This window comes from Streptomyces sp. NPDC030799 (assembly GCF_055572255.1).
The window spans coordinates 1-25,511 of record NZ_JBVIDS010000009.1 but is presented as its reverse complement, the minus strand read 5'-3'; the positions used below and the strand labels follow the sequence as shown (position 1 = coordinate 25,511).

The window sequence follows — 25,511 nt, the reverse complement described above, 5'->3', positions numbered from 1 at the left end:
AACGAAGCGAAAGCACCCCCACCCCCCCCCCCCCCCCACCCCCCCCCCCCCCCCCCCCCCCCCCCCCCCCCCCCCCCCCCCCCCCGCCGCGGTCACCGTCTGCTGCAAGTCCTTCAGAAGCCGTAGCCCATACGGCGCGACAGCTCGGCGCCGGCCGCCACCGTCCGCTTCGCCACCTCCGGCATCCGGTCCGGATTCAGCCGGTACACCGGCCCCGAGACACTGATCGCCGCGATCACCTTGCCGTCATGCGCGCGCACCGGTGCCGCGACGGCGGCGAGCCCCAGCTCCAGCTCCTCGATCGTGACGCCGTAGCCCTGTTCGACCACGGCCTCCAACTCGGCGCGCAGCATGCCCGCGCCGGTGATCGTCCGGTCGGTGAACCGCGGCAACGAGCGCGCCAGCAGGCCCTCGCGCAGGGTGGGCGGCATGTGCGCGAGCAGCACCTTGCCGCTGGAGGTGGCGTGCAGCGGGGTGCGTCTGCCCAGCCAGTTCTGCGCGGTGACCGAGGCGGTGCCGCGGGCCTGCATGATGTTGACCGCCGCGTCGTCGTCGAGCACGGCGATGTTGACCGTCTCGCCCAGTTCGTCGGCGACCTCACGGCAGACCGGGACGCCCTCCTGGGAGATGTCCAGCCGCACTGCCGCCGCCCCAGCCAGGCGCAGTACGCCGGCCCCGAGGTAGTACTTGCCGCGATCCTTCGCCTGGGCCACCAGGCCGCGGTTCTCCAGGACGCCGAGCAGCCGGAAGGCCGTGGACTTGTGCACGTCCAGCTCCTCGGCGATCTCGGTGACACCGGCCTCACCGTGCCGGGCGAGGATCTCCAGCACACTCACGGCGCGGTCCACCGACTGCACCGCGCTGACCGTGCCGCGGCCGGTCTGCCTCTCCGGGGCCCGTGGGTCCTGCGTGGTCTCCTCGCTGCGGCCGGACTGATTCTGCGTGGGGGTCATGGCTCAACTCTCACCACCTGTGGGCCCGGTTCGGGCCGCATCTGCGGGAAGCCCTTGACGCGGTGGTCGTCCCGCGCGGATTCTGTTGCGCATAGCGCTAGAGCGTGCGCCATACGAAACATCATGTTACCCAAGCGTCCGGATCCCGGAAGGGTGCCGGACGATCCGGACCCAGATGTCCGGCATTGCTTTGCCGCTGCACTCCCTTACCGCTGCCCGGCCGGGCCATCACGGCCCGGACTCCCGGCTGCATCCCTGACGCCTGCATCGAGCAGGTCCCGGACCGAGTGTCCCGGACCGAGAGGGGGGCCCGTGATTCCCGTCTGCCGCCTCGAAGACCTCCCCGAGGGCGAGTCCGTCCGCGTCGAGACCACACCGCCCATCGCCGTGTTCCGCACCGAAGACGGCGGGCTCTACGCCATCGACGACACCTGTACCCACCAGGACGCGTCCCTCTCCGAGGGCTGGCTGGAGGGCTGCCTGGTCGAATGCCCGCTGCACGCCGCATCCTTCGACCTGCGCACCGGCGAACCGACCTGCCTGCCGGCCCGGCGCCCCGTCCGCACCCACCGCGTCACCGTCGAGGACGGCGTCATCCACGTCCACCTCACCGCGGAGGAGGGCACGGCCGCATGAAGACCACCGAGGACCGGCGCGACCGTGTGAACGGCGCCCACGGCTGGCGGGGCCGGCTGAACTCCACCCCGGCGAGGGGCGATCGCACGAATGCCGCCGAGTCCCGGCACGACTGCCTGCGCACCGTCCCAAGCCGTCACGATTGCCTGAGCACCGTCCCGAGCCGTCACGGCGGTATCAGCACCGCCGACGACCGTGACGGCGGGAGCGACACCGCGCACGGCCGCCGACGCCACGCCGCCCAAGCCCGGACAGGGCTCGTCCTACGGCCCGTCACCGCGTGGCGCACCTGCAGGGCAACCACGCGCCGTCCCTCCGATGAGGCACCGGCCCGCCCCGACCACCCCGCCGCCCCCGCGAGGAGCCGTGCCGTATGAAGACCGTGACCATTGTCGGCGCCTCCCTCTCCGGGCTCTACGCCGCCCGTGAACTGCGCGCCCAGGGCTTCGACGGCCGACTGGTGATCGTCGGCGAGGAGCCCCACCAGCCCTATGACCGGCCTCCCCTCTCGAAGGACTTCCTCACCGGCCGCACCGACGAGGAGCACCTCGCCCTCACCGATGCCGACGACGCCGCCGGACTCGACGCCGAGTGGCTGCTCGGCGTCCGCGCCCGCGGCCTCGACGCGCGCGGTCGTACCGTTCTTCTGGAGGACGGCCGTACGGTCTCCACCGACGCAGTCGTCATCGCCACCGGCGCCGCCGCGCGCCGGATTCCCGGTGAGAGCCCCGCCGGCGTGCACACCCTGCGCACCCTGGACGACGCCCGCGCGCTGCGCGCCGACCTCTGCCGAGGACACCGCCGGGTCGTCGTCATCGGGGGCGGCTTCATCGGTGCCGAAACCGCCTCCTCGTGCGCCGGCCTGGGGCACGCGGTCACGGTGGTCGAGGCGGCACCGCTGCCGCTGGTGCCCCAGATCGGCGCCGGGATGGCCGCCGTCTGCGCTGCTCTGCACCGCCGCGGCGGGGTGGAGCTGATCACCGGAACCGGCCTGGCCGGCCTGCGCGGCACCGCCACCGTCACCGGTGTCGACCTCACCGACGGCCGCACTCTCCCCGCCGACCTCGTGATCGTCGGCATCGGCGCCACCCCCAACACCTCCTGGCTCGCGGCCTCGACGCTCGCCCTCCAGGACGGCGTGCTGTGCGACGACGGGTGTGCGACGGCCCTGCCCCAAGTGGTGGCGGTCGGGGACGTCGCGCGCGTGGGCGGACGCCGGGCCGAGCACTGGACCGCCGCCACCGAGCAACCGCGCGTCGCCGTGACCAACCTGCTCGCCGGCCGCACCGTCGAAACGGTGCGCACGGTGCCGTACTTCTGGTCCGACCAGTACGGCTCGCGCATACAGTTCGCAGGCCGGCACCGGGACGGTGACACCGTCCGCGTCACCGAGGGCGAGATCAACGACGACGGCCCGGGTGAGACCGGCTTTCTCGCCCACTACGAGCGGGACGGCCGTACGGTCGCTGTCCTCGGAGTGGACCGGCCGCGCGCCTTCATGCGGGCCCGCCGCGAACTCCAGCGGGAGGAGCGGGAACGGGCCGCACCAGCCGTGCTGTGACGGCGGGCCGGAGCCGTCCGACACGAGTCGGTCTCGGCTCCCGCCCCGCCGGGCTGCGTCCCGATCCCTGCGCGGTCACGTCTCGCCGGGGTCGCGTCCCGACCGCTGTGCGGCCAGGGTGTGTTCCGACCCTGCGCGGTCACGTCTCGCCCGGGTCGTGTTCCGCCTCGCCCCGATTGCGTCCCGTCCGGCCGGAGCCAGGCCCTGCTCCGGCCATGCCCGGCCGCTCCCGCTCAGGGATGTGACAACTGCCCGGTGCCGCCCCGCCGGCGTATCCGCTCCTGCTCGCGCAGGGCCGCGCGCTCCTCGCGTCGGCGGGCGCGGCGCTCGCGGCGCAGCGCTCGGGCCGTGCTGCTCGGCTCGGAGACCACGCCGTACCGCTGGCTCCACACCTGGCGGGTCACCCACACGTCGACCACGGCCCAGGTGGCCACCACCGTGCTCGCCACGCCACTGATCACCATGGGGAACGCCAGCCAGGACCCGGCCATCGTGCACAGGAACGCCACCATCGCCTGGATCAGCGTCACTGCCATGATCAGGACCGCACGCACCGCCGCCGTGCGCACCGGATCCGGCAGCGGGTGCCGTCGGGCGGGCTCCTCGACCCACAACGGCCGGTACGCCTGCTGCTGTTCGCCGGCGGACTCCGCAGCGCGCCCACGCGCCGGAATGTCGCGATCCGGTGCCTCCAGGCGCCACCGTGCCGCCGAGCGCTCCGCCACGCTCTCCTCGGGCGCCTCGCGCCGCTCCGCCGTGCCCATCACCGTGTCACTCCCCACCGCCAGCAGACCGCTCGCCCCCGGTGTCACAAGACTCCGGCTCCCCCAGTGGCTGCCCGGCTTGCGCAGCTTTACGCCGCCGGGGTGCGGGATGCGGCTCCTGTGGCCCATTCCGCCCCCATTTCCCGTACAGAAGGACGAACGACGTCGCCGGAAGATTCCCAACCGGCGAAAAAAACAAGCCAACCGCCCGGCCAGGGCATCCCGGTCAACCCGGGCGCCGCTACCGGATGGCGGTGGCAATCTCCCGTAATGCCCGGACAACTCGCCATCTCGCGTCGCCGAAGCGGAAGTTCGCTCTCCGGACATGCCTTCGAGTTAACTGTGAGGCGGTAGTAGGCTCGCGCCGTTTGTTGACGCACATGTGCACCCCCGGCCCGCGGGGGTCGAGCTGGGGGAGGCCATGCGCTTTCGCGGGAAGTCGATCCGCCGGAAGATCGTGGCGCTGCTTCTCGTGCCGCTGGTGTCCCTGACCGCCATCTGGGGCTTCACCACGGTACTCACAGGTCGCGAAGCCCTCCGGCTGTTCCACGTGTCGGACGTCAAGGAGGACATCGGCTACCCCGCCGAGGACACCGTCCGCGTCCTCCAGCAGGAACGCCGCCAGACCCTCGTCTACCTCGCCGACCCGCGGGCCGCCGACGCCCTCACCGCGCTCCAGCGCACCCGTACCGCCACCGACCGGGCCATCGCCAAGATCCGCAAGAACGCCGCGGACCAGGACGTCCTCGACGCCATGGACACGGACGACGGCGAACGCCTCACCGCCGTCCTCGACGCCTTCGGCGGCCTCGACTCCCTGCGTCACGGCGTCGAGGCGGGCACCGTCACCCGTGCACAGGCCCTGGACCAGTACAACCGCCTCGTCGACCCCTGCTTCACGCTGCTCGGCGCCCTCGAAGGAGTCGACGACGTCGACCTGGACGCGCAGGCCCGCGCCATGGTCAACATCAGCCGCGCCCGCGAGCTGCTCTCCCGCGAGGACGCCCTGCTCGGTTCCTCCCTGGTCGTCGGCCGGCTCACCCGCGACGAGACCCGTCACATCTCCGACCTCGTCGCCCAGCGCACCGTCCTGTACGACGTCAGCCTGCCGTTGCTGCCCGCCGCCGAACGCGACCGCTACGAACGCTTCTGGAAGAACGCCACCACCGCCCCGCTGCGCGCGGCCGAACGGTCCACCATCGGCACGGACTCCGGCACTCCGCGCGGCGTCACGGCCCAGAGCTGGGACTCCGCGGCCGCGAGCGTGCTGACCGGCCTCGGCACCCTCGACGACCAGGTGGGTGACCGCTTCCAGGACCGTACGCGTCCCGTGGCCATCGGCGTCATCCTGCAGGCGGCCGTCGCGGGCCTCCTCGGCCTGGTCGCGCTCGTGCTCTCCGTCGTCCTGTCGGTCCGCGTCGGCCGCGGCCTCATCCGCGATCTGCGCCAACTGCGCCTGGAGGCGCACGAGGCCTCCGGCGTGCGGCTGCCCAGCGTGATGCGCCGCCTGTCCGCCGGCGAACAGGTCGACGTCGAGACCGAGGTGCCGCGCCTGGAGTACGACAAGAACGAGATGGGCGAGGTCGGCCAGGCCCTCAACACCCTCCAGCGCGCCGCCGTCGAGGCCGCCGTCAAACAGGCCGAACTGCGGTCCGGCGTCTCCGAGGTCTTCGTCAACCTCGCCCGCCGCAGCCAGGTGCTGCTGCACAAGCAGCTCACCCTGCTCGACACCATGGAACGCCGCACCGAGGACACCGACGAACTCGCCGACCTCTTCCGCCTGGACCACCTCACCACCCGCATGCGGCGGCACGCCGAGGGCCTGGTGATCCTCTCCGGCGCCGCACCCTCCCGGCAGTGGCGCCGACCGGTGCAACTGATGGACGTCGTACGGGCCGCCGTCGCCGAGGTCGAGGACTACGAACGCATCGAGGTCCGACGGCTGCCCCGGGTCGCCGTCACCGGCCCGGCCGTCGCCGACCTCACCCACCTCGTGGCCGAACTCCTGGAGAACGCCACGGTCTTCTCGCCCCCGCACACCGCCGTACAGGTGGTCGGTGAGCGGGTCGCCAACGGCTTCACGCTGGAGATCCACGACCGGGGCCTCGGCATGACCGCCGAGGCGCTCCTCGATGCCAACCTGCGCCTCGCCGAGACACCCGAGTTCGAACTGTCCGACACCGACCGGCTCGGCCTGTTCGTCGTCAGCCGGCTCGCTCAGCGACAGAACGTCCGGGTCTCCCTCCAGCCGTCGCCCTACGGCGGCACCACCGCCGTCGTCTTCATCCCCGACGCGCTGCTGAGTGACGACGTACCGGACACCAACGGCATCGGCTTCCGGCTCGACCGGGACCGCCCGGAGAAGAGCATCGGGCAGGCGGGGAGCCGTGCCGCAGGCCGGTCCGCGGGGCCGGCGCAGCTGCCCGGCCTGCCGACCTCGCTGCTGGACGGTCCCGTCGAGCTGGAGGCGCCCGTCGATCTCGACGCCATCGACGACTTCCCCGGCGTCCTGGCCGACGAGGACAGCGAGCGCGGCGGGCTGTTCCTGCCCCGCCGCTCCCGCTCCCGCGCCGAAGAGCAGACGCCCTCCGTGTCCCTTGATCGTGCGCCCCGCGAGGAGGCCCAGGAACGTGGGCCCATCCCGCTGCCGCGCCGGCAGACTCCCAAACTGGTCAGTTCGCACGGCAAGCCCGTCACCGACCAGCGGAGCCGCCGCGACGAACCGGAGCAGCAGACCTCCGCCGCTTCCCGCCGCCCCGACATGGGCGGACTGGCGCCGCTGCCCGCACGCCGGCGCACCACGGCCTCCCGCCGCCCCGCCGAACTCACCGAGCGCACCCAGGAAGGCGGCACGGCTCCCGCCGACGGCACCGCGCCGCTCCCCGACGTCCCCGCCCTGCCCCGCCGCACCCGACCAGGGTCACCCAGCGATGAAGGCGCAGGTACCGCGGGTCGGTTTGGCGACGGCGGCACGGACCGATCGGAGGGTGCCGCCACGAACCAGTCGGAAGGGGCCCTCACGGGTCGGCCGGATGGGGCCGTCACGGGTCGGCCGGGTGGCGGTGCCACAGGGTGGTCGGATCGGGGCGCCATGGACCGGTTGGGGGCGGACGAGAGTGCGGCCCATGCTGCCGGTGAGCGGTTCCGTTTCGGCCGCGAGGCCGAAGCTGCTGGTGAGCAGGGCCGTTTCGGTGGTGGCGGGGCCGGGACTGCCGGAGAGCGGGACCGTCTCGGTGGTTCGGCCGAGCCGAGCGGTGAAAGGTTCCGTCCGGGTAGTGGCCAGGGCGAGCTCTCCGCCGAAGAACCCCGGCCGGGTGATGCCCGGTCCGGCCGCGAGGCCCTGCCCACCCGGGGCACGTCCTCGCCGCCCGGCGCCACCGGCACCAGTGGTGTCACCTCCGCCGGCAGCCCCGCGGCCACCGGCTCGGGCGCCGTGGTGGCCCCCGAACCGGCCACCGGGCCCCTGCCCCGGCGGGTCCGCCAGGCCAGCCTGGCCCCCCAGCTCAAGCAGGACACCGCGCGGCGCGCCGAGCGCGCGGCGCAGCCCGCCGACCGCGACGCCGAGGAGGTCCGCAGCCGGATGGCCTCGCTGCAGCGTGGCTGGCAGCGCGGCCGACGGGAGAATGCCACGGGCGACGACGCCCACAACGGCACAGCACAAGGAACGACTAAGGGGGACGGTCGATGACCGCACCGAAGGCGACCGGCCACACGGCGACGAACCAGGTGGGACTGAACTGGCTCCTGGACGACCTGGTCGACCGGGTCGCCAGCATCCGCAAGGCCGTCGTCCTGTCCGGCGATGGGCTGCCAACGGGCGTGTCCAAGGACCTGACCAGGGAGGACAGCGAGCATCTGGCCGCCGTCGCCTCCGGCTTCCACAGCCTTGCCAAGGGCGTGGGCCGTCACTTCGACGCGGGCAGCGTCCGGCAGACGGTGGTGGAACTGGACGACGCCTTCCTGTTCGTCACCGCCGCCGGTGACGGCAGCTGCCTCGCCGTCCTCTCCGACGCCGACTCCGACGTCGGACAGGTCGCCTATGAGATGACGCTCCTGGTCAAGCGGGTCGGCGTGCATCTGGGGACCGCTCCGCGCACCGATCTGCCCGCAGGCGGGTAGTGGGATGACATGAGCGGAGACGGTCAGGGAAGAAAACACTGGTTCGACGACGAGGCCGGACCGGTCGTCCGTCCGTACGCCATGACACGCGGCCGCACCACGAGTCCCGCCCAGCACCGGCTGGACGTGATCGCGGTGGTCGTCACGGAATCCGACGCGGGCGACCCGGAGAGGGATCCGACCCTGTCGCCCGAACACGTGGAGATCGTCGGGCTCTGCCGTGACGAACCGCAGTCGGTCGCCGAACTCGCCGCCGAACTCGACCTGCCCATCGGTGTGGTGCGCGTCCTCATCGGCGACCTCGTGCACACGGAACTCGTCCATGTCACGCGTCCGGTGCCCCCGGCCGAGCTGCCGGACGAGAGCATCCTGCGCGACGTGATCAACGGCCTCCGGGCACTGTGACCGGCACAGGAACGGAGCACCGTACCGCGAAGCACGCAACGTAACCGGCGTCGACACCTCTGGCGGATACCCTCGCGGCGGCCACAGCCGGCCGTCGCCCGACCACCATCAAGCAGGAGAAGAGACCGATGATCTTCGGGCGTTCTGAGCGAGGCAAGCCCCCGGTCGAGCCGGTCACGCTCAAGATCCTCGTGGCCGGTGGCTTCGGCGTGGGCAAGACGACCCTCGTCGGTGCGGTCAGCGAGATCAGGCCGCTGCGCACCGAGGAACTGCTCACCGAGGCCGGGCGCCCGGTCGACGACACCAGCGGTGTGGAGGGCAAGCACACCACCACCGTGGCGATGGACTTCGGCCGTATCACCCTGCGCGAGGACCTGGTGCTCTATCTCTTCGGGACGCCCGGGCAGGAACGGTTCTGGTTCATGTGGGACGAACTGTCCGAGGGCGCGCTCGGCGCCGTCGTCCTCGCCGATACACGCCGTCTGGAGGACTGCTTCGCCGCCGTGGACTACTTCGAGCGGCGTTCCATCCCCTTTCTCGTCGGCGTCAACTGCTTCGAAGGAGCGGCCCGTTACCCGGCCGAGGCCGTACGGCAGGCTCTCGACCTGGACGAGGGCGTACCGGTCCTGCTGTGCGACGCGCGTGATCGGGAATCGGTCAAGGACGTGCTCATCGGAGTCGTCCAGCATGCGATGGACCACGCCGCCGATCGCCGCCACGCCGCCCTTGGCTGACCACCGGCGGTCCGCCCTTGGCCGACCGACGGGCACGGCCCGTACCCCCGCCGACCGGGGTACGGGCCGTGGTCCGGTAAGGAGCGCCCACACGCGCGTGCGGCAACGACGACCGTGACAGGTACCCACGCGCGCGTGCGGCACCTTTGCCCCGCTCCTCCTACGCGTCCTGCGCGCCCTCCTCCAGCCAGCCGAAGCTCTTCTCCACCGCCTTGCGCCAGTTGCGGTACTCGCGATCGCGGACGGTCTGCTCCATCGCCGGTGTCCACTCCGCGTCCCGCTGCCAGTGCGACTTCAGCTCGTCCAGGTCGTTCCACACGCCCGTGGCCAGACCGGCCGCGTAGGCGGCGCCCAGACACGTCGTCTCCGACACCCGGGGCCGGATCACCGGCACGCCGAGGACGTCCGCCTGGTGCTGCATGAGCAGGTTGTTCTTCGTCATGCCGCCGTCGACCTTCAGCGTGGTGATCCGCACCCCGGAGTCCTGGTACATGGCGTCCACCACCTCCCGGGTCTGCCAGCTCGTCGCCTCCAGCACCGCACGCGCGAGGTGCGCCTTCGTGACGTACCGGGTGAGACCGGTGACCACACCGCGCGCGTCGGAGCGCCAGTAGGGCGCGAACAGGCCGGAGAACGCCGGCACGATGTAGGCACCACCGTTGTCCTCGACGCTCGCCGCCAGCGTCTCGATCTCGTCGGCGCTGCGGATGATCCCGAGCTGGTCGCGGAACCACTGGACCAGGGCGCCCGTGATCGCTATGGACCCCTCCAGGCAGTACACCGGCGCCTCCCCGCCGATCTTGTACCCCATCGTCGTCAGCAGCCCGCTCTTGGACGGCACCGGCCGGTTCCCGGTGTTCAGCAGCAGGAAACTTCCGGTGCCGTACGTGTTCTTCGCGCTGCCCACGTCGTAACAGGCCTGCCCGAAGACGGCGGCCTGCTGGTCGCCCAGTGCGGAGGCCACGGGCACACCGGCGAGCTGCCCGACCGCCGTGCCGTACACCTCGGCGGAGGACCTGATCTCCGGCAACATCGTCTCGGGCACGTTCATGGCGGACAGGATGGCGGGATCCCACTGCAGCGTCTGGAGGTTCATGAGCATGGTGCGGCCGGCATTGGTGACGTCGGTGACGTGCCGGCCGCCGTCGGTGCCGCCGGTGAGGTTCCAGATCAGCCAGGAGTCGATGGTCCCGAAGGCGATCTCACCGCGTTCGGCCCGCTGCCGCAGGCCGGGCACGTGGTCCAGCAGCCAGGCCGCCTTGGGCCCGGAGAAGTAGCTGGCCAGCGGCAGCCCGGTCGGCTCACGGAAGCGGTCCTGGCCGTCCGCGCCGCCCAGTTCGTTGCACAGGGCCGCGGTACGGGTGTCCTGCCAGACGATCGCGTTGTGCACGGGTTTGCCGGTGGCGCGGTCCCACAGGACCGTCGTCTCCCGCTGGTTGGTGATGCCGAGCGCGCTCAGCTGATCGGCGCGCAGCCCGGCCTTGGCCAGTGCTCCGGCCACCACGGCCTGCACCTTGGACCAGATCTCGGTCGCGTCGTGCTCGACCCAGCCCGGCTTGGGGAAGATCTGACGGTGCTCACGCTGGTCGACGGCGACGATCGCGCCGCCGTGATCGAAGACGATGCAACGGCTGGACGTGGTGCCCTGGTCGATGGCGGCGACGTACTTCTCGGGGGTGTCCGTCATGGCTGTCCCTGGGTAGCTGGGTCGCTGGGTGGCTCGGTCGGGTCGCTGGGGCCTGCAGCGTGCCGGCTGGCAGGCCGCGTTGCAGTCGCTGGGGCGGAGAGCCGGTGCGGTCGCCGGGTCAGAAGGCCGCGTTGTAGACGAGGCCCGCGAGCGCCCCGCCGATCAGCGGGCCGACCACCGGGATCCAGGCGTAACCCCAGTCGGACGTGCCCTTGTTCGGGATCGGCAGGAAGGTGTGCACGATGCGCGGGCCGAGGTCGCGGGCCGGGTTGATGGCATAGCCGGTGGGCCCGCCGAGGGAGAGGCCGATACCGACGACGAGCAGGGAGACGATCAGCACCGTGGTGCCGGACTCGCCGAGCCCCTTCGTCAGCCCGAAGGCGAGAACGGGCAGCACGAGGGCCATCGTCGCGATGATCTCGGTGATGAGGTTGGCGACCGGGTTCCGGATCTCCGGGACGGTCGAGAAGACGCCGAGCGTCGGCACCGGTTCGTCGGCCGTGCCCTCGGTGGTGCCGCCCTTGCGGACGTTGGCCTGGAACTGCGCGAGGTACACCAGGTAGGCGAGGACGGCTCCCAGCATCGCGCCGACGATCTGACCCAGCAGATACACCCAGACCTTGCCCCATGCACCGGTGTCCACGGCGATGCCGATGGTGACCGCGGGATTGAGCTGGCCACCGGAGAGGGGAGCGGCCGTGTACGCGCCCGCGAGGACGCCGAAGCCCCAGCCGAACGCGATGACGACCCAGCCGGAGGCCCGCGCCTTGGAGTACCTGAGAGTGACGGCGGCGCAGACACCCGCGCCGAAAAGGATCAGGATCGCGGTGCCGATGACCTCGCCGACGAAAATGTCTCCGTTGCTCATGGCGGCTCCCTTGGCGCCGGTGGGGCGCTCGGCCCCGGCCTCAGTGCAGGAAAGTTCATGGCGACTTCAGCCGCGCACGGAGCCCCGCGCCCCGCCCGGCGTCCGTGACGAGCGTGCCGTCGCAGCCGTATCGCCAGGAACGGACGGGCCGTGGAACAGGGCAGACCTGTGGCGCAGTGCCTGATAACGCCGAGAATGTACGGCGATGTCGGCCGACACCGGGAAGTGTTCACCGGCACCACGGGGGCGTCAAGGTTGCCGACGGCGACGGTGACAGCGCCCCACCCCACGGCCCCGCCGTTGCTGCAGGGATCCAACGGACATGTACCGGACGGACGTTCACCACCCTGGCTCGGCGGCCGCGTACCCGGCCTGCGCCGTCGCCGTCCCCTGACCCCGCCGGACCTCGTGACCGGGCAGCCCGGCGCGTCCCAGCACCCAGCTCGCGCCGTGCAGCGCCTTGGCCGCCTTCTTCAGCGGAGCGAGGTGCGCGGCGGCCTGGCGGTGGTCGCCCACGCTTCCCGGCGCGCACACGACGGTCGCCAGGGAGAGCGTGACGGGCCGGCCTCCCGCCGACCAGGGCGCGTCGAGCACGGCGGCGACCAGCGGATCGAGCGCCTCCTCCTCGGCCAGCACCAGGAAGTCGTCTCCGCCGATGTGCCCCACGCGCGCGTGCCCCGACACGGCGTGCAGCAGGGCTCGCCCCACCGACCGGATCAGCTCGTCCCCCGCGGCGAACCCGGCACCGTCGTTGACCTGCTTGAAGTGGTCGATGTCCAGCCAGCTGAGCGCGAACGTCCGGCCGTCCGCGATCCACCGGTTCACCTCGCCCGTGATCGCATCCGAACCGGGAAGCCGGGTCAGCGGATTGAGTCCGGCCGCCTCCTCGACCCGGCTCTCGGCCAGCGCCCGCACCAGGTCCGCGAGTCGTACGACACCTACGCACCGCCCGCGCCGGTCGACCACCGCGACATCGTCCGAGGTCCGGTCCCGGCCGCCGACCGCGACGACGTCCAGCACCTCCCAGGCGGTGGCGTCGACCCCGACCGTACGGGGCGCGTCCCCCAGTTTGAAGGCCGGCCGGTCGGCGTACAGGGCGTGCCCGTAGCGGCCGGACATCGACAGCAGGAACCGGGAGCGGTGCACCGACCGCACGGGCCGGCCGGCCTGGTCCACCAGCAGCACACCGGAGACATCCGGCGATCCGGTCAGCAGCGCGCGCACCTGCCCCGCCGGAGCGGTCACCGGCAGTACGGCGGCCGGGCGCACGAACTCCCGCACCGACGGCCCGGACCGGGGCACGCCGACGGCGCCGGGGGAGCGGGGCGGAACGTATACGTCCGCGGCGGGGATCCGGGCTGGCGGAGCGAACAGCTCGCCCTGGGCCAGCTGCGCGCCGGCCGACAGCGCCGCCGCGCACTGCAGTTCGGTCTCGACGCCCTCCACCGCGACCAGGGCGCCCAGCTCCTCGCACAGCGTGCGCATCGCCCGTACCGCGGGCGGCCGGGACAGCAGCGAGGCGTCGAGTTTGACCAGGTCGGGGGAGAGGTCGGTGAGCAGCCGAAGCGGCATGTCACCGTCGCCGATGCCGTCCGCGCTGATCCGGAACCCCTGCTCGCGCAGCGCCGCCACCGCCTCCAGCAGGGCCTGTTGCGGCACGTGCGTGCAGGGCGGAACCACGTCGAGCGTCACCTCCCAGGGCATCCGCCCGGCCGCGCGCACGGCGTCGTGCAGCGGGGTCAGGCCGCCGAGGTCGGCGAGGGTGGCCGCGAACACGTTGAGGTGCAGCGGCAGCAGAGTCTCCTTGCGTGTGGCGGCGCGCAGCGCCAGCACTGCCAGTTTCCCGTCGAGTTCCGGGTCCCGGCGGGCCTCGGCCAGGATGTCACCGGTCTCCGGGCGGGCGAGTGTCTCCAGTGCGGCGACCGCGCCCGTCCTGAGGTTGACCACCGGCTGGAAGGCGAAGCGGAGAGTGTCCGTCCAGGAGTGCACGGGAGCATGATGGCGCCGCCCGAGGGCGCTCAGGCCCAGTTCATGAGACGTTCACGCAGCATTCCGGGGTGATCACACAGCGTGGGCGGTCTCCGTAGCCACTGGTGCGGGCCCACACGGGAGTCCGGGTCCGTCTGCGTCACCTCACCGCGATCACCGCCGAACCGTGCCCGAAAAGCCCCTGGTTGGCGGAGATCCCCACCTGTGCCCCGGCGATCTGCCGTTCGCCTGCCGTGCCTCTCAGCTGCCAGGTCAGCTCGCACACCTGGGCGATGGCCTGGGCCGGCACCGCCTCCCCGAAGGAGGCAAGACCGCCACTGGAGTTGACGGGTATCCGGCCGCCCGGGGCCGTCGCGCCCTCCCGCAGGAGCTTGGCTCCCTCACCCTCGCCGCACAGCCCGAGATCCTCGTACCACTGCAGTTCCAGTGCGGTGGACAGGTCGTAGACCTCGGCGAGGGACAGGTCCTCGGGGCCGGTGCCCGCCTCCTCGTAAGCCGCCCGGGCGATGGAGGACCGGAAGGTCTCGCCGGGGGGCTGCACGGTGAGCGCCGAGTCCGTGGCGATGTCCGGGAGGTCCAGCACCGTGTTGGGGAAGCGGGGGGTCACCGTCGACACCGCCCGGATCCGCACCGGCCGGGCGACACCGTGCCGGTGTGCGAAGTCCAGGCTGGAGAGCACCAGGGCCGCGGCACCGTCGGAGGTGGCGCAGATGTCGAGCAGCCGCAGCGGGTCGGCGACCATCGCGGACGCGGCGACCTCCTCGGCGGTGACCCGCTTGCGGTAGCGCGCGTACGCGTTGAGCGCGCCCATGGCGGCGTTCTTCACCTTCACCAGGGCGAAGTCCTCCGGTGTGTCCCCGTGCACCGCCATCCGCCGCCGCGCGTACAGCCCGAAGTACGTCGGATTCGTCGCGCCCAGCAGACGGAAGCGCAGCCAGTCCGGATCCTCGGGGCGCTCCCCGCCGGCCGGCCGGAAGAACCCCTTGGGCGCCGCGTCCGCCCCCACGACCAGGACGACGTCCGCGAGCCCGGCGAGGATCTGCGCCCGTGCCGCGGCGATCGCCTGCGCCCCGGAGGCGCAGGCCGCGTACACACTGGTGACCCTGGCCCCCTGCCAGCCCAGGGCCTTGGCGAACGTCGCTCCCGCCACATACCCGGGATAACCGCCGCGCACCGTGTCCGCGCCCACGACCGAGCCGACGTCGCGCCAGGCGACACCGGCGTCCGCGAGCGCCGCGCGGGCGGCGGTCGTCCCGTACTCCACGAAGGAGCGTCCCCATTTGCCCCATGGGTGCATGCCCGCGCCGAGCACCGCCACGTCCATCGTCACGCCCTCACCCCCGTCGGCCGCCAGTGCCAGGTCGTCCAGGTCGTCTCCGCGTCCTCGTGGAGCACGCCGGGGACGGCCTCCACCTCCATGCCCACCGTCAGATCGGCGACGGTGACCCCGGGAGCCGCCTGCCCCAGCACCACGATCCGCTCTGCCGCCAGCTCCACCGCGATCAACGCGTACGGCTCCCACGGAAGTTCCGGATTGCTCACATAGGGTGACGGAGGGCGGTAGCGGCTATCCGTATACGACCAGATTCGCCCGTTCTTGGACAGTGGCAGCTCCTCCAGTGAGTCACTGTCGCAGTGCGGGTTGCGGCAGTGCACGTCCTCGCGCGGGAAGAACACCGTGCCGCAGGACGGGCAACGGGTGCCCAGGAGCCGGAAGTCGTCGCCCTCGCCGGTGAACCAGCCGGCGACCGCGGGTGTGCGTGTGTGCGGCAAGACCTCTCCTCACCACGTTTCTGACGAAGCGTCAGGAGTGTGCCACGGGCAGCCGGAAAAGGGCAGGGCGTCCACTTCGACCGAACGCATGCCGAGGGCGCCGCAGGGCAATCTCATCCGATCGCTTCCCGGCCGGAACGCATACCTGATACATGCAGGAACATGACACGACTCACCCGTGCGGTCCGCGGTCTCGTCACCGCCCTCGCCGCCCTGCTGGCCGTGACCGTCTCCTCCGCCGCCGCCCAGGCGAAGCAGGAGCCCAGAGCGCCGAAGGACTTCGTCGCCCTGTCCACCGTGGACCCGTCGATCATCCAGGAGATGCGCTACTTCACGCCGCACAACTTCGTCGGCGAACGCATCGACGGCTACGAGCAACCGATCTGCATCCTCACCCGCCCGGCGGCACTGGCCCTGCACAGGGCCCAGCTGAAGCTGCTGCGCAAGGGCTACACCCTCAAGGTGTACGACTGCTACCGGCCGCAGCGCGCCGTGAACCACTTCGTCCGCTGGGCGGAGGACCTCGGCGACCAGGCGATGAAGGGCGAATTCTACCCGCATGTCGACAAGACCCGTCTGTTCGAGGACGGTTACATCGCGAAGAAATCCGGCCACAGCCGCGGCTCGACCATGGACCTCACGATCGTGAAGCTCCCCGCGAGGCCGACCCGGCCCTACCACCCCGGAGAGCCGCTCGTGCCCTGTTACGCACCCAAAGACGAGCGTTTCCCTGACAACTCTGTCGACATGGGCACGGGATTCGACTGCTTCGACACTCTGGCGCACACGCTCGATCCGCGTATCCAGGGCGAACAGCGCGCCAACCGGCTGTTGCTCAAGAGCACCCTGGAGGGCCTCGGATTCGTGAACCTCGCCGAGGAATGGTGGCACTTCACGTACCAGCCCGAGCCCTATCCGGACACCTACTTCGACTTCCCCGTGTCCTGGAAGTCGCTCATCAGCAGGCACTGAGCCGCCTGCGGAAGACGTCCCTCTTCTGATCGGATACAGTCCGCGCGTGTCCGAAACTCAGCACTCGACTGCCAACTCCGCACCGGACTCCCACTGTTCGAGCTGCGGATCGCCCTATGGAGAGGGCGTTTCCGGCTGGCCGCGCACCTGCCCGTCGTGCGGAACCGCCGCCTACCGCAACCCGCTGCCGGTCGCGATCGCGCTCCAGCCCGTGTACGACACCAAGGGCACGGCCCTGGTCGTGATCACCCGGACCGTCGCCCCCGCGCGCGGAGGCACGGCACTGCCCGGCGGTTACATCGACGACCGGGAGGACTGGAAGCAGGCCGTCGTACGCGAACTCAAGGAGGAGACCGGCATCGACGCGGCCGCACGCGACGTACGGCTCGTGGACGCCATGAGCTCGCCCGACGGCCACCTGCTGCTGTTCGGACTCCTCCCGGAGCGTCCGGTGGAGGGCCTCCCGCCCTCCGACCGCACGGACGAGACCGAGGGCTGGCAGCTGCTGCGCAGGCCCGAGGAACTCGCCTTCCCGCTGCACACCGTGGCCGTACGGGCCTGGTTCGAGGGCCGGTACCTCTAGGGGGTGTCGTTTGGATCATCCCGGCGTCGCGGGGTCTGGCCGCGCAACGGCGCCGCACGCGAAAAGCGGCACATCGCGGCGACTCCGGCGCAGCGCCTGGCCTCGCGGCTCAGCCGAGTCCCCGGACCCGCACCGGGTAGGGCGGCTCGGCGGAGCCGTCCTCCCGCTCCCGGGTGACCGCCACCCCACGGCCCTGCCGGCGGACGACGTAGCGTTCGATCTCCGGTTCGTCCCAGCCGTCGCCGGGGTCCGGCACGACGAGGCCGCCTCCCGTACGCCCACGCGCGGGTGCCCACACCTCCAGCTCAAGGCCGCCGTCGGCACCGCGCACGGGGATGACCGCGCCCCCGCGCGCGAACACCGGTATCCGCGACAGCGGCGCGTCGACGAGGACCTGTCCCGGTCCTTCGTAGGCCCGCTCCGTCACCGTGTCGTACCAAAGGCCCCGCGGCAGCTGCACCGCCCGCCGGTCGGCGCCCGGGTCCAGCACCGGAGCCACCAGCAGACCGTCCCCGAGCAGAAACGTGTCCTCGCACTCGCGCAGCGCCCGGTCCTCCGGAGCCCCCCACCACAACGGCCGCACATACGGCGCACCGGTGCGCCGCGCCAGATGCGCCAGGGTCACGAAGTACGGCAGCAGCCGCCGCCGCTCCAGCAGCGCCACGCGTGCGTGCTCCAGCACCTCCGCACCGAACTCCCAGGGCTCCCTGCGCCCCGCCCGCAGACTCGCATGCGTGCGGAACAGCGGCAGAAACGCACCGAGCTGGAACCACCTCAGATACAGCTCGGGCGACGGACTGCCGTCGTAACCGCCCACGTCCGGACCCGAGTACGGCACCCCGCACAGGCCGAGCCCCAGCACCAGCGACAACGATGCCCGCAGACCCGGCCAGCCCGTCGCCACGTCCCCGGACCAGGTGCCCCCGTAACGCTGCATCCCCGCCCAGCCCGAGCGGGAGAACAGGAAGGGCCGCTCCTGGCGCGACAGCCGGCGCAACCCCTCGTAAGCGGCACGGGCCATGCAGAGCGCGTACACGTTGTGCGCCTCCCGGTGGTCGCCCCCGCGCCCCTCCAAGACGTGCCGCGCCGAACGCGGCAACGTCGGTTCCCCGAAGGCGTTGAACGACGTCGGCTCGTTCATGTCGTGCCAGAACCCCGCGAAGCCCTGCCCCAGACGCTCCTCGTACAGCCCGCCCCACCACGCGCGCACACGCGCGTGCGTGAAGTCCGGGAAGACCGACTCCCCGGCCCACACCACACCCCGCACCTCGCGCCCCGAGGCGTCCCGCACGAACGCGTCCACGGCCGAACCACCGTCGTACACGGCGTTGCCCGGCGCGGCCCGCACAGCCGGATCGACGATCGACACCAGCCGGATGCCGTCCCGTCGCAGCTCGTCGGCGAGTTGGGGCAGCTTCGGGAAACGATCCTGGTCGACGGTGAACACCTGGTGGTCGTCGAAGTGGTCGATGTCCAGATGCACGGCGTCCAGCGGCAGACCGCGCTCCTGGTACCCCGTGACGATCCGGCGCACCTCCTGCTCGCTGCCGAAGCCCCACCGCGCGTGATGGTGGCCGAGCGCCCACGACGGCGGCAGCGCGGGCGCCCCGGTCAGCGAGGCCCAGGTGTGCAGCACGCGCGCGGGCGTGCCCACCATCACCCAGCAGCGCAGCGGACCGCCGTCCATCCGCACCTCGCAGCGCCCCGTCCGGTCGTGCCCGGACCCGGCGCCCTCCTCACCCTCCCGCAGCACCACCGTGCCGTCCCAGGTGCTGTCGTGGAAGACCAGATGCGTGCCGGCGTCGGCCACCACCAGCTGCACCGGCATCGTCAGATACAGCGGATCGTCACCGGGGCCGAAGGCCCGCCCCGGATCGGTGTTCCACAGCCGGTACGTGCCGTCCCTCAGCCGGGGCCCCGACGCCCGGCCGCCCAGACCGAAGAAGCGGGCGTCCGCCGCCACCTCCGACCGCTGCATCCACCGAGCCGTGCCCCCGCCGACCGGCTCCCACCAGCGCGGCGGCAGATCCCGCCGCAGGGTCACTCCGCCGGGCGTGCACACCTCCACCGCACCGTGCCGCGAGACGATGACCGTCACACGCTCGGCGACCACACGCCAGCCACCCTCCTTGTCCGGCTCCAGCACCGCCCGCGCATCAGGCTCCGGACAGCCCCCCGCGAGCGCGTACGAGGGCTGCGGACCGGCCCCGTCCCAGCCCCAGAACACCGCCCCGTTCACCGCAACGGTGATCCGCAGCTCGGACCGGCCGAACCGGATCAGCCCGCCACCCGGCCCCGGCTCCACCCCCTCCACCCGACCCGGCACCCGCGCCCGCTCGGCACCCCGCCGCGGCAGCCCGGCGGCATCGATACGCCTCCTGCGCCATGCGGCCCGTACGGTACGCAACCCCCGAGCCGCCCTCCCCGAACCGACCACACTCACCGAACGCACCAGGTCACGACCGTCCATGCTGCTCACCCTGCCACTGAGCACCCCACGCGCGTGTGTCGTTCAACTGCCGTTCACCCGTGCTGGGACCACATCTTCACGACACGGACTATGTGGGGCGCACCCTGGTGTAGAAGTCGATCACATGGCATCGTCCCTGTCAGCCGCGTCACGCGCACACCCCAGCCCGTGCGCGGACCGACGCACACGACGCGCACAGCCCGGGAGCCGCCCCATGTCGACCGCGAACCCCCAGCCGCTCTGGCAGCCCGATCCCGCGCGGATCGCCCAGGCCCGCATCACCCAGTTCCAGGCATGGGCCGCCGAGCACCACGGCGCCCCGGCCGAAGGCGACTACCCCGCCCTGCACCAGTGGTCCGTCGACCAGCTGGACACCTTCTGGAAGGCCGTCACGGAGTGGTTCGACGTACGCTTCTCGACGCCCTACGCGCGCGTGCTCGGCGACCGCACCATGCCCGGCGCCCAGTGGTTCCCCGGAGCCACCCTCAACTACGCCGAGCACGCCCTGCGCGCCGCAGCCGACCGCGCGGACGAACCCGCCCTGCTGTACGTGGACGAAACCCACGAACCGCGCCCCGTGACCTGGTCCGAGCTGCGCCGCCAGGTCGGCTCCCTCGCCGCCGAACTCCGCGCCCTCGGGGTACGCCCCGGCGACCGCGTCAGCGGCTACCTGCCCAACATCCCGCAGGCCGTCGTCGCCCTCCTCGCCACGGCCGCCGTAGGCGCCGTCTGGACCTCCTGCGCCCCCGACTTCGGCGCCCGCAGCGTCCTCGACCGCTTCCAGCAGGTCGAACCCGTCGTCCTGTTCACCGTCGACGGCTACCGCTACGGCGGCAAGGAGCACGACCGCCGCGAGATCGTCACCGAGCTGCGCCGCGAGCTGCCCACCGTGCGCGCCGTCGTCCACATCCCGCTGCTCGGCACCCAGGCACCCGAGGGCGCCCTGGAGTGGTCGGCGCTGACGGCCGGGAACACCGAGCCCCTCTTCGAGCAGGTCCCGTTCGACCACCCCCTGTGGGTGCTGTACTCCTCCGGCACCACCGGCCTGCCCAAGGCCATCGTCCAGTCCCAGGGCGGCATCCTCGTCGAACACCTCAAACAGCTCGGCCTGCACTGCGACCTCGGCCCCGAGGACCGTTTCTTCTGGTACACCTCCACCGGCTGGATGATGTGGAACTTCCTCGTCTCCGGCCTGCTCACGGGCACGACGATCGTCCTGTACGACGGCAGCCCCGGCTACCCCGACACCGGCGCCCAATGGCGGATCGCCGAACGCACCGGAGCCACCCTGTACGGCACCTCCGCCGCCTACGTCATGGCCTGCCGCAAAGCCGGCGTCCACCCCGCACGCGACCACGACCTGTCCGCGGTGAAGTGCGTCGCCACGACCGGCTCGCCGCTGCCGCCCGACGGCTTCCGCTGGCTGCACGACGAGGTCCGGGACGACCTGTGGATCGCCTCCGTCAGCGGCGGCACCGACGTCTGCTCCTGCTTCGCCGGCGGCGTACCGACGCTCCCGGTCTACACGGGCGAACTCCAGGCCCCCGGCCTCGGCACCGACCTGCAGGCCTGGGACCCCAGCGGCAAGCCCCTCATCGACGAGGTCGGCGAACTGGTCGTCACCAACCCCATGCCCTCCATGCCGATCCGCTTCTGGAACGACCCCGACGGCAGCCGCTACCACGACAGCTACTTCGACACCTACCCCGGCGTCTGGCGGCACGGCGACTGGATCACGGTCACCTCGCGCGGCACCGTGATCATCCACGGCCGCTCCGACTCCACCCTCAACCGGCAGGGCGTGCGCATGGGCTCGGCCGACATCTACGAAGTCGTCGAGCGGCTGCCCGAGATCAAGGAAACCCTGGTCATCGGCATCGAGCAGCCCGACGGCGGCTACTGGATGCCACTGTTCGTACACCTCGCGCCCGGCGCCGTCCTCGACGAGGCCCTCCTGCACCGCATCAAGCAGACCATCCGCGAACAACTGTCACCGCGCCACGTCCCCGACGAGATCATCGAGGTCCCCGGCGTCCCGCACACCCTCACCGGCAAGCGCATCGAGGTCCCGGTCAAGCGCCTCCTCCAGGGCACCCCCCTCGAAAAGGCCGTCAACCCCGGCTCCATCGACAACCTCGCCCTGCTCGGCTTCTACGAGGAACTCGCCCGCAAACGCGCCTGAACCTCCGCCGAGCCGATCCTCCGCAGGCGGCCTCGGACTCGCCCAGCACAGCGGTGAAGTCCGAGGCCGGCCGCGCCGCGCCGGCCGTCACCGGATGGGCGACCGCCGTCGGCGTCGGCCCGTTGTCAGTGCCGCCGGTTACGGTGAGTGAGCATTGATCGACTGCGCACTTTGGGGGAAACATGGCGCACACCGACCACCAGACCATGCGACGCGTCCTGCGCCGCGAGATCGCCGGCACCATCGGGCTGCTCACCGACGAACACGACTTCCGTGCCATGCGGCGCTACCGCAGCTTCACCTTCGACGACCACGCGACCTATCTCCAGCAGGTCGAGGCCGTCCTCAAGGACCGCGCCGACGAGGGCTCCCACACCACACTCGCCCTGTTCGACCCGGAGGACTACGCCGCCTACTGCGCGGAAGCCGGCCTCGACCCCGAAGCCCCGGCCAGCCGAACCTGCTTCACCGCAGAACTCGCAGCCACGGGCCCCACCATCCCTTACGACGGCCGGCCCCTCGCCGCGCTCGTACCCGCCCTGGTGGACGAAGCCGTACGGCAGGCGACGTGGGAGTACGCCACCACCCTGCTGACCCGACTCGGACCCTGCCCCACCTGCGGCGAGGACATCGGCAGGGCGGGCTTCACCCGCGCCTCCGACCTCCTGTGCCGCATCCTCGACACCGCCCCACCCGGCGACCGCCACCTCGTGTGCAGCGTCTCCGGACCACCGGACACCCTGGTCTCCGTACTCCACGGCGACCAGGACGGCCACGGCACCACCCGACTCGACGAGGCAGAGGCGCTGGAATTCACCAGCGTCCTCGCACTCGGCCTCGCGACCCGCAGCCCCGGCGGCCTCGTCCTGCGCACCAGCGCCCCGGGCACGCCCGACCGCGTCTACGGCTGGCGACTGCGGGCCGGCGCCCTGGAACCGCTCACCGCATCCGAAGTGTTCGACGCCTACTGCACCGACGTCGAATCCGGCGACATCATCTCCCCGGAGTCCGGCGTCGACTACTGCGAGCCCCCCGACCTCGGAGACGAGAGCGCGACACCGGGCCACCGGCACTGAACGAGCCGACGCGTCGAACGCACTGATCACCGGGCCGACAGGGCGAACGCATCAGGGGCGCCCCACCCGAAGGCGGGACGCCCCTGAACCGACCACATCGGATGCGCCCGTACGACTACTCCCCGGACAGCACCGCCTGAGCCGCGCCGCGCGCCTCCTCGGCGCTGTCCGCGGCACGCGCGGCCGCCGCCGCCCGCTCGCACTGCGCCAGCGTGTACTTCGCCAGCGTCGCCCGGACATAAGGAATCGACGCCGCACCCATGGACAAGGAGGTGACACCCAGACCGGTCAGCACACAGGCCAGCAGCGGGTCGGACGCGGCCTCGCCGCACACGCCGCAGCTCTTGCCCTCGGCCTTGGCCGCCTCCGCGGACAGGGCGACCAGATCGAGCAGCGCCGGCTGCCACGGGTCCTGAAGCCGGGACACCGCACCGACCTGCCGGTCAGCCGCGAACGTGTACTGAGCGAGATCGTTCGTCCCCAGCGACAGGAACTCGACCTCCTGAAGGATCGAACGCGCCCGCAGCGCCGCCGACGGGATCTCCACCATCGCGCCGAACTTGGCCTGCAGCCCCGCCGCACGGCACGCGTCCGCGAACGCCCTGGCGTCCGTGCGGTCCGCCACCATGGGCGCCATGACCTCAAGGTAGACGGGCAGACCCTCGGCGGCCTTCGCCAGCGCGGTCAGCTGCGTGCGCAGGATCTCGGGGTGGTCCAGCAGGGTCCGCAGACCCCGCACACCCAGCGCAGGGTTCGGCTCGTCGGCCGGAGTCAGGAAGTCCAGCGGCTTGTCCGCCCCGGCGTCCAGCACCCGCACGACCACACGACCCTCGGGGAAGGCCTCCAGCACCTGCCGATAGGCCTCCACCTGCTTCTGCTCGGAAGGAGCGTTCTTGCTGTCGTCCAGGAACAGGAACTCGGTACGGAACAGACCGACACCCTCCGCCCCGGCCTCCACGGCAGCCGGCACGTCCGCCGGGCCGCCCACGTTGGCCAGCAGCGGCACCTTGTGACCGTCCGCCGTCGCACCCGGTCCGGTCGAGGCGGCCAGCGCGGCCCTGCGCTCGGCGGCAGCGGCCACCAGCTGCGCCTTCTTCTCCTCGGTCGGGTTCACGAAGATGTCGCCGGTACTGCCGTCGACGGCGATCACGGTCCCCTCGGCCAGCTCACCCGCACCCGGCAGAGCCACGACCGCCGGCACACCCAGCGCCCGCGCCAGGATCGCGCTGTGACTGGTCGGTCCGCCCTCCTCGGTCACGAAACCCAGCACCAAAGACGGGTCCAGCAGCGCGGTGTCAGCCGGAGCAAGATCCCGCGCCACGAGCACATAGGGCTGGTCACTGTCCGGCACGCCCGGCATCGGAACGCCCAGCAGCCGCGCGACGATACGATTCCGCACGTCATCCAGGTCGGCCACCCGACCGGCGAGGTACTCACCGGCACCGGCCAGCAGCTCCCGGTACGCAGCGAACGCGTCGTACACCGCACGCTCGGCCGTGCTGCCGACGGCGATCCTCCGGTCCACGTCCGCCATCAGCTCGGGGTCCTGGGCCATCATGGCCTGCGCCTCGAGCACGGCCTGGGCCTCACCACCCGCCAGATTGCCGCGCGCCATCAGATCGGCGGCGACGGCGTCCACGGCCTGGCGAGCCCGCCCCTGCTCCCGCTCGGCCTCCTCGGCGGGGATCTGCTTCGCGGGCGGCTCCAGCACCGCCGTACCCATGTGCCGAACCTCGCCGATGGCCACGCCATGGCTCACGCCGACGCCTCGCAGCGTTGTCTCCATCTCACCCGTCTCCGATAGTGCGGCGGGTTCCGCCGCCGTGATGGTTGTCCTGTTCGCCGTCCTGCGACGGCCGTGCCGTCAGTGCCAGGAGAAGAGGCTGTCGCCGGCTTTCACGTCACCGCTGTCACGGAGGTCGGAGAGGGACTCGGCCGTGGCTTCGAGTGCGACGACGGGGCAGACCGGGGACTTGCCGGCGGCCTCGACGGCAAGGGGGTTCCAGCGCACGACGGCCTGACCTCGCGCCACGGTGTCGCCCTTGTGGACGAGCAGCTCGAAACCCTCGCCGTTGAGCTGCACCGTGTCGATACCGAGATGGGTGAGCACGCCGTGCCCGCTCTCGTCCACCACGACGAAAGCGTGCGGGTGCAGGGAGATGATCACGCCGTCAACGGGCGCCACGGCCTCGGAGGGCTCACGCACGGGGTCGATCGCGGTACCCGGGCCGACCATGGCCCCGGAGAAGACCGGATCCGGCACTTCGGCCAGTCCGATGGCACGTCCAGCAACAGGGGACGTCACGGTGGTCATGGGAAGCCTCCAAGGAGTGGAGCTGCGCACTGAGCAGCAGCGTATGTCATGTGAAGTGGCGGTTCCGTATGGAAGCTAGCAGCTAGTGGTCTAGACCACCAACCCGATGGATTTGCACCGCCTTCGAGGCCCCGTGTACAGTCGTACTCCTGCTTGGGACGGAGAGCCGCGAAAGCGCCTTCATCCGGCAGGACCCAAACTCGTCAGATCCTACTTTCGGATCCGCTTCTGCATGTTCGCAGAAGGGTGGTCAGAGAGACGGAAAAACCCTGGTAGAGTTTGAAACACCGAAGGGAAGCGCCCGGAGGAAAGCCCGAGAGGGTGAGTACGAAGGAAGCGACCGTTCCTTGAGAACTCAACAGCGTGCCAAAAATCAACGCCAGATATGTTGATACCCCGTCTACCGGATCCTTCCGGTGACGAGG

20 protein-coding genes are annotated in these 25,511 nt (G+C 71.5%); 10 read left to right on the top strand and 10 right to left on the bottom strand.

Annotation, left to right across the window (positions count from 1 at the left end):
- Positions 1-113 precede the first annotated feature (113 nt).
- Positions 114-953, bottom strand: coding sequence for an IclR family transcriptional regulator (locus ACZ41I_RS22735; protein ID WP_399771523.1), 840 nt, complete (start codon positions 951-953; stop codon positions 114-116).
- Between the two features lie 312 nt (positions 954-1,265).
- Here ACZ41I_RS22735 and ACZ41I_RS22730 point away from each other — a divergent pair, with 312 nt between their 5' ends.
- Both ACZ41I_RS22730 and ACZ41I_RS22725 read left to right on the top strand, forming a co-directional pair.
- Positions 1,266-1,589, top strand: coding sequence for a bifunctional 3-phenylpropionate/cinnamic acid dioxygenase ferredoxin subunit (locus tag ACZ41I_RS22730; protein WP_360095188.1), 324 nt, complete (start codon positions 1,266-1,268; stop codon positions 1,587-1,589).
- A gap of 373 nt (positions 1,590-1,962) precedes the next feature.
- Complete coding sequence (locus ACZ41I_RS22725; RefSeq protein WP_468514920.1) at positions 1,963-3,150, top strand: NAD(P)/FAD-dependent oxidoreductase; 1,188 nt, start codon at positions 1,963-1,965, stop codon at positions 3,148-3,150.
- Between the two features lie 233 nt (positions 3,151-3,383).
- On the opposite strand, the gene ACZ41I_RS22720 is transcribed toward ACZ41I_RS22725, so the two are convergent.
- Positions 3,384-3,914, bottom strand: a complete 531-nt coding sequence (locus ACZ41I_RS22720; RefSeq protein WP_399771594.1) for a hypothetical protein — start codon at positions 3,912-3,914, stop codon at positions 3,384-3,386.
- A 421-nt stretch (positions 3,915-4,335) separates the two neighbouring features.
- Between ACZ41I_RS22720 and ACZ41I_RS22715 the strand changes: the two genes are divergently transcribed.
- From ACZ41I_RS22715 to ACZ41I_RS22700, 4 genes are all read left to right on the top strand, one after another.
- Positions 4,336-7,602, top strand: coding sequence for a sensor histidine kinase (locus ACZ41I_RS22715; RefSeq protein ID WP_468514919.1), 3,267 nt, complete (start codon positions 4,336-4,338; stop codon positions 7,600-7,602).
- Positions 7,599-8,033, top strand: coding sequence for a roadblock/LC7 domain-containing protein (locus ACZ41I_RS22710; RefSeq protein WP_363219178.1), 435 nt, complete (start codon positions 7,599-7,601; stop codon positions 8,031-8,033). The genes ACZ41I_RS22715 and ACZ41I_RS22710 overlap by 4 nt, the downstream gene beginning before the upstream one ends.
- A 9-nt stretch (positions 8,034-8,042) precedes the next feature.
- A complete protein-coding gene (locus tag ACZ41I_RS22705; protein ID WP_468514918.1) occupies positions 8,043-8,438 on the top strand; it encodes a DUF742 domain-containing protein in 396 nt (131 codons plus the stop codon).
- Positions 8,439-8,566: 128 nt separating this feature from the next.
- Positions 8,567-9,172: a GTP-binding protein gene (locus ACZ41I_RS22700; protein ID WP_363219176.1), complete on the top strand. Its 606-nt coding sequence runs from the start codon at positions 8,567-8,569 to the stop codon at positions 9,170-9,172.
- A gap of 160 nt (positions 9,173-9,332) precedes the next feature.
- Here ACZ41I_RS22700 and glpK read toward each other — a convergent pair whose 3' ends face one another.
- The 5 genes from glpK to ACZ41I_RS22675 all read right to left on the bottom strand — a co-directional run bounded on the left by glpK (position 9,333) and on the right by ACZ41I_RS22675 (position 15,489).
- Positions 9,333-10,859: a glycerol kinase GlpK gene (gene glpK, locus ACZ41I_RS22695; protein ID WP_363219175.1), complete on the bottom strand. Its 1,527-nt coding sequence runs from the start codon at positions 10,857-10,859 to the stop codon at positions 9,333-9,335.
- A gap of 118 nt (positions 10,860-10,977) precedes the next feature.
- Positions 10,978-11,727: an MIP/aquaporin family protein gene (locus ACZ41I_RS22690; RefSeq protein ID WP_399771538.1), complete on the bottom strand. Its 750-nt coding sequence runs from the start codon at positions 11,725-11,727 to the stop codon at positions 10,978-10,980.
- Positions 11,728-12,066: 339 nt separating this feature from the next.
- Positions 12,067-13,716: an EAL domain-containing protein gene (locus ACZ41I_RS22685; RefSeq protein WP_399771541.1), complete on the bottom strand. Its 1,650-nt coding sequence runs from the start codon at positions 13,714-13,716 to the stop codon at positions 12,067-12,069.
- 139 nt (positions 13,717-13,855) lie between these two features.
- Positions 13,856-15,046: a lipid-transfer protein gene (locus ACZ41I_RS22680; protein WP_468514917.1), complete on the bottom strand. Its 1,191-nt coding sequence runs from the start codon at positions 15,044-15,046 to the stop codon at positions 13,856-13,858.
- Positions 15,043-15,489 (bottom strand): Zn-ribbon domain-containing OB-fold protein, encoded by a 447-nt coding sequence (locus tag ACZ41I_RS22675; RefSeq protein WP_468514916.1) that lies wholly within the window; start codon positions 15,487-15,489, stop codon positions 15,043-15,045. Before ACZ41I_RS22675 ends, ACZ41I_RS22680 begins: the two co-directional genes overlap by 4 nt.
- A gap of 162 nt (positions 15,490-15,651) precedes the next feature.
- Here ACZ41I_RS22675 and ACZ41I_RS22670 point away from each other — a divergent pair, with 162 nt between their 5' ends.
- Entirely contained in the window at positions 15,652-16,461 is an 810-nt protein-coding gene (locus ACZ41I_RS22670) for a M15 family metallopeptidase (RefSeq protein ID WP_399771548.1), read from the top strand.
- A 46-nt stretch (positions 16,462-16,507) separates the two neighbouring features.
- Positions 16,508-17,044, top strand: coding sequence for an NUDIX domain-containing protein (locus tag ACZ41I_RS22665; protein ID WP_363219167.1), 537 nt, complete (start codon positions 16,508-16,510; stop codon positions 17,042-17,044).
- Between the two features lie 109 nt (positions 17,045-17,153).
- Here ACZ41I_RS22665 and ACZ41I_RS22660 read toward each other — a convergent pair whose 3' ends face one another.
- Positions 17,154-19,514, bottom strand: coding sequence for a glycoside hydrolase family 31 protein (locus tag ACZ41I_RS22660; protein WP_468514915.1), 2,361 nt, complete (start codon positions 19,512-19,514; stop codon positions 17,154-17,156).
- 214 nt (positions 19,515-19,728) lie between these two features.
- Here ACZ41I_RS22660 and ACZ41I_RS22655 point away from each other — a divergent pair, with 214 nt between their 5' ends.
- The gene (locus ACZ41I_RS22655) at positions 19,729-21,696 is read left to right on the top strand and encodes an acetoacetate--CoA ligase (protein ID WP_468514914.1); all 1,968 of its coding nucleotides are present in this window, start codon (positions 19,729-19,731) and stop codon (positions 21,694-21,696) included.
- A 182-nt stretch (positions 21,697-21,878) separates the two neighbouring features.
- The gene (locus ACZ41I_RS22650; RefSeq protein WP_468514913.1) at positions 21,879-22,772 is read left to right on the top strand and encodes a hypothetical protein; all 894 of its coding nucleotides are present in this window, start codon (positions 21,879-21,881) and stop codon (positions 22,770-22,772) included.
- A gap of 115 nt (positions 22,773-22,887) precedes the next feature.
- Here ACZ41I_RS22650 and ptsP read toward each other — a convergent pair whose 3' ends face one another.
- Entirely contained in the window at positions 22,888-24,558 is a 1,671-nt protein-coding gene (ptsP, locus tag ACZ41I_RS22645; protein ID WP_363219163.1) for a phosphoenolpyruvate--protein phosphotransferase, read from the bottom strand.
- Positions 24,559-24,636: 78 nt separating this feature from the next.
- Positions 24,637-25,086 carry a PTS sugar transporter subunit IIA gene (locus ACZ41I_RS22640; RefSeq protein WP_468514912.1) on the bottom strand — a complete coding sequence of 150 codons (450 nt, stop codon included), beginning with the start codon at positions 25,084-25,086 and terminating at the stop codon, positions 24,637-24,639.
- Positions 25,087-25,511: the final 425 nt, after the last annotated feature.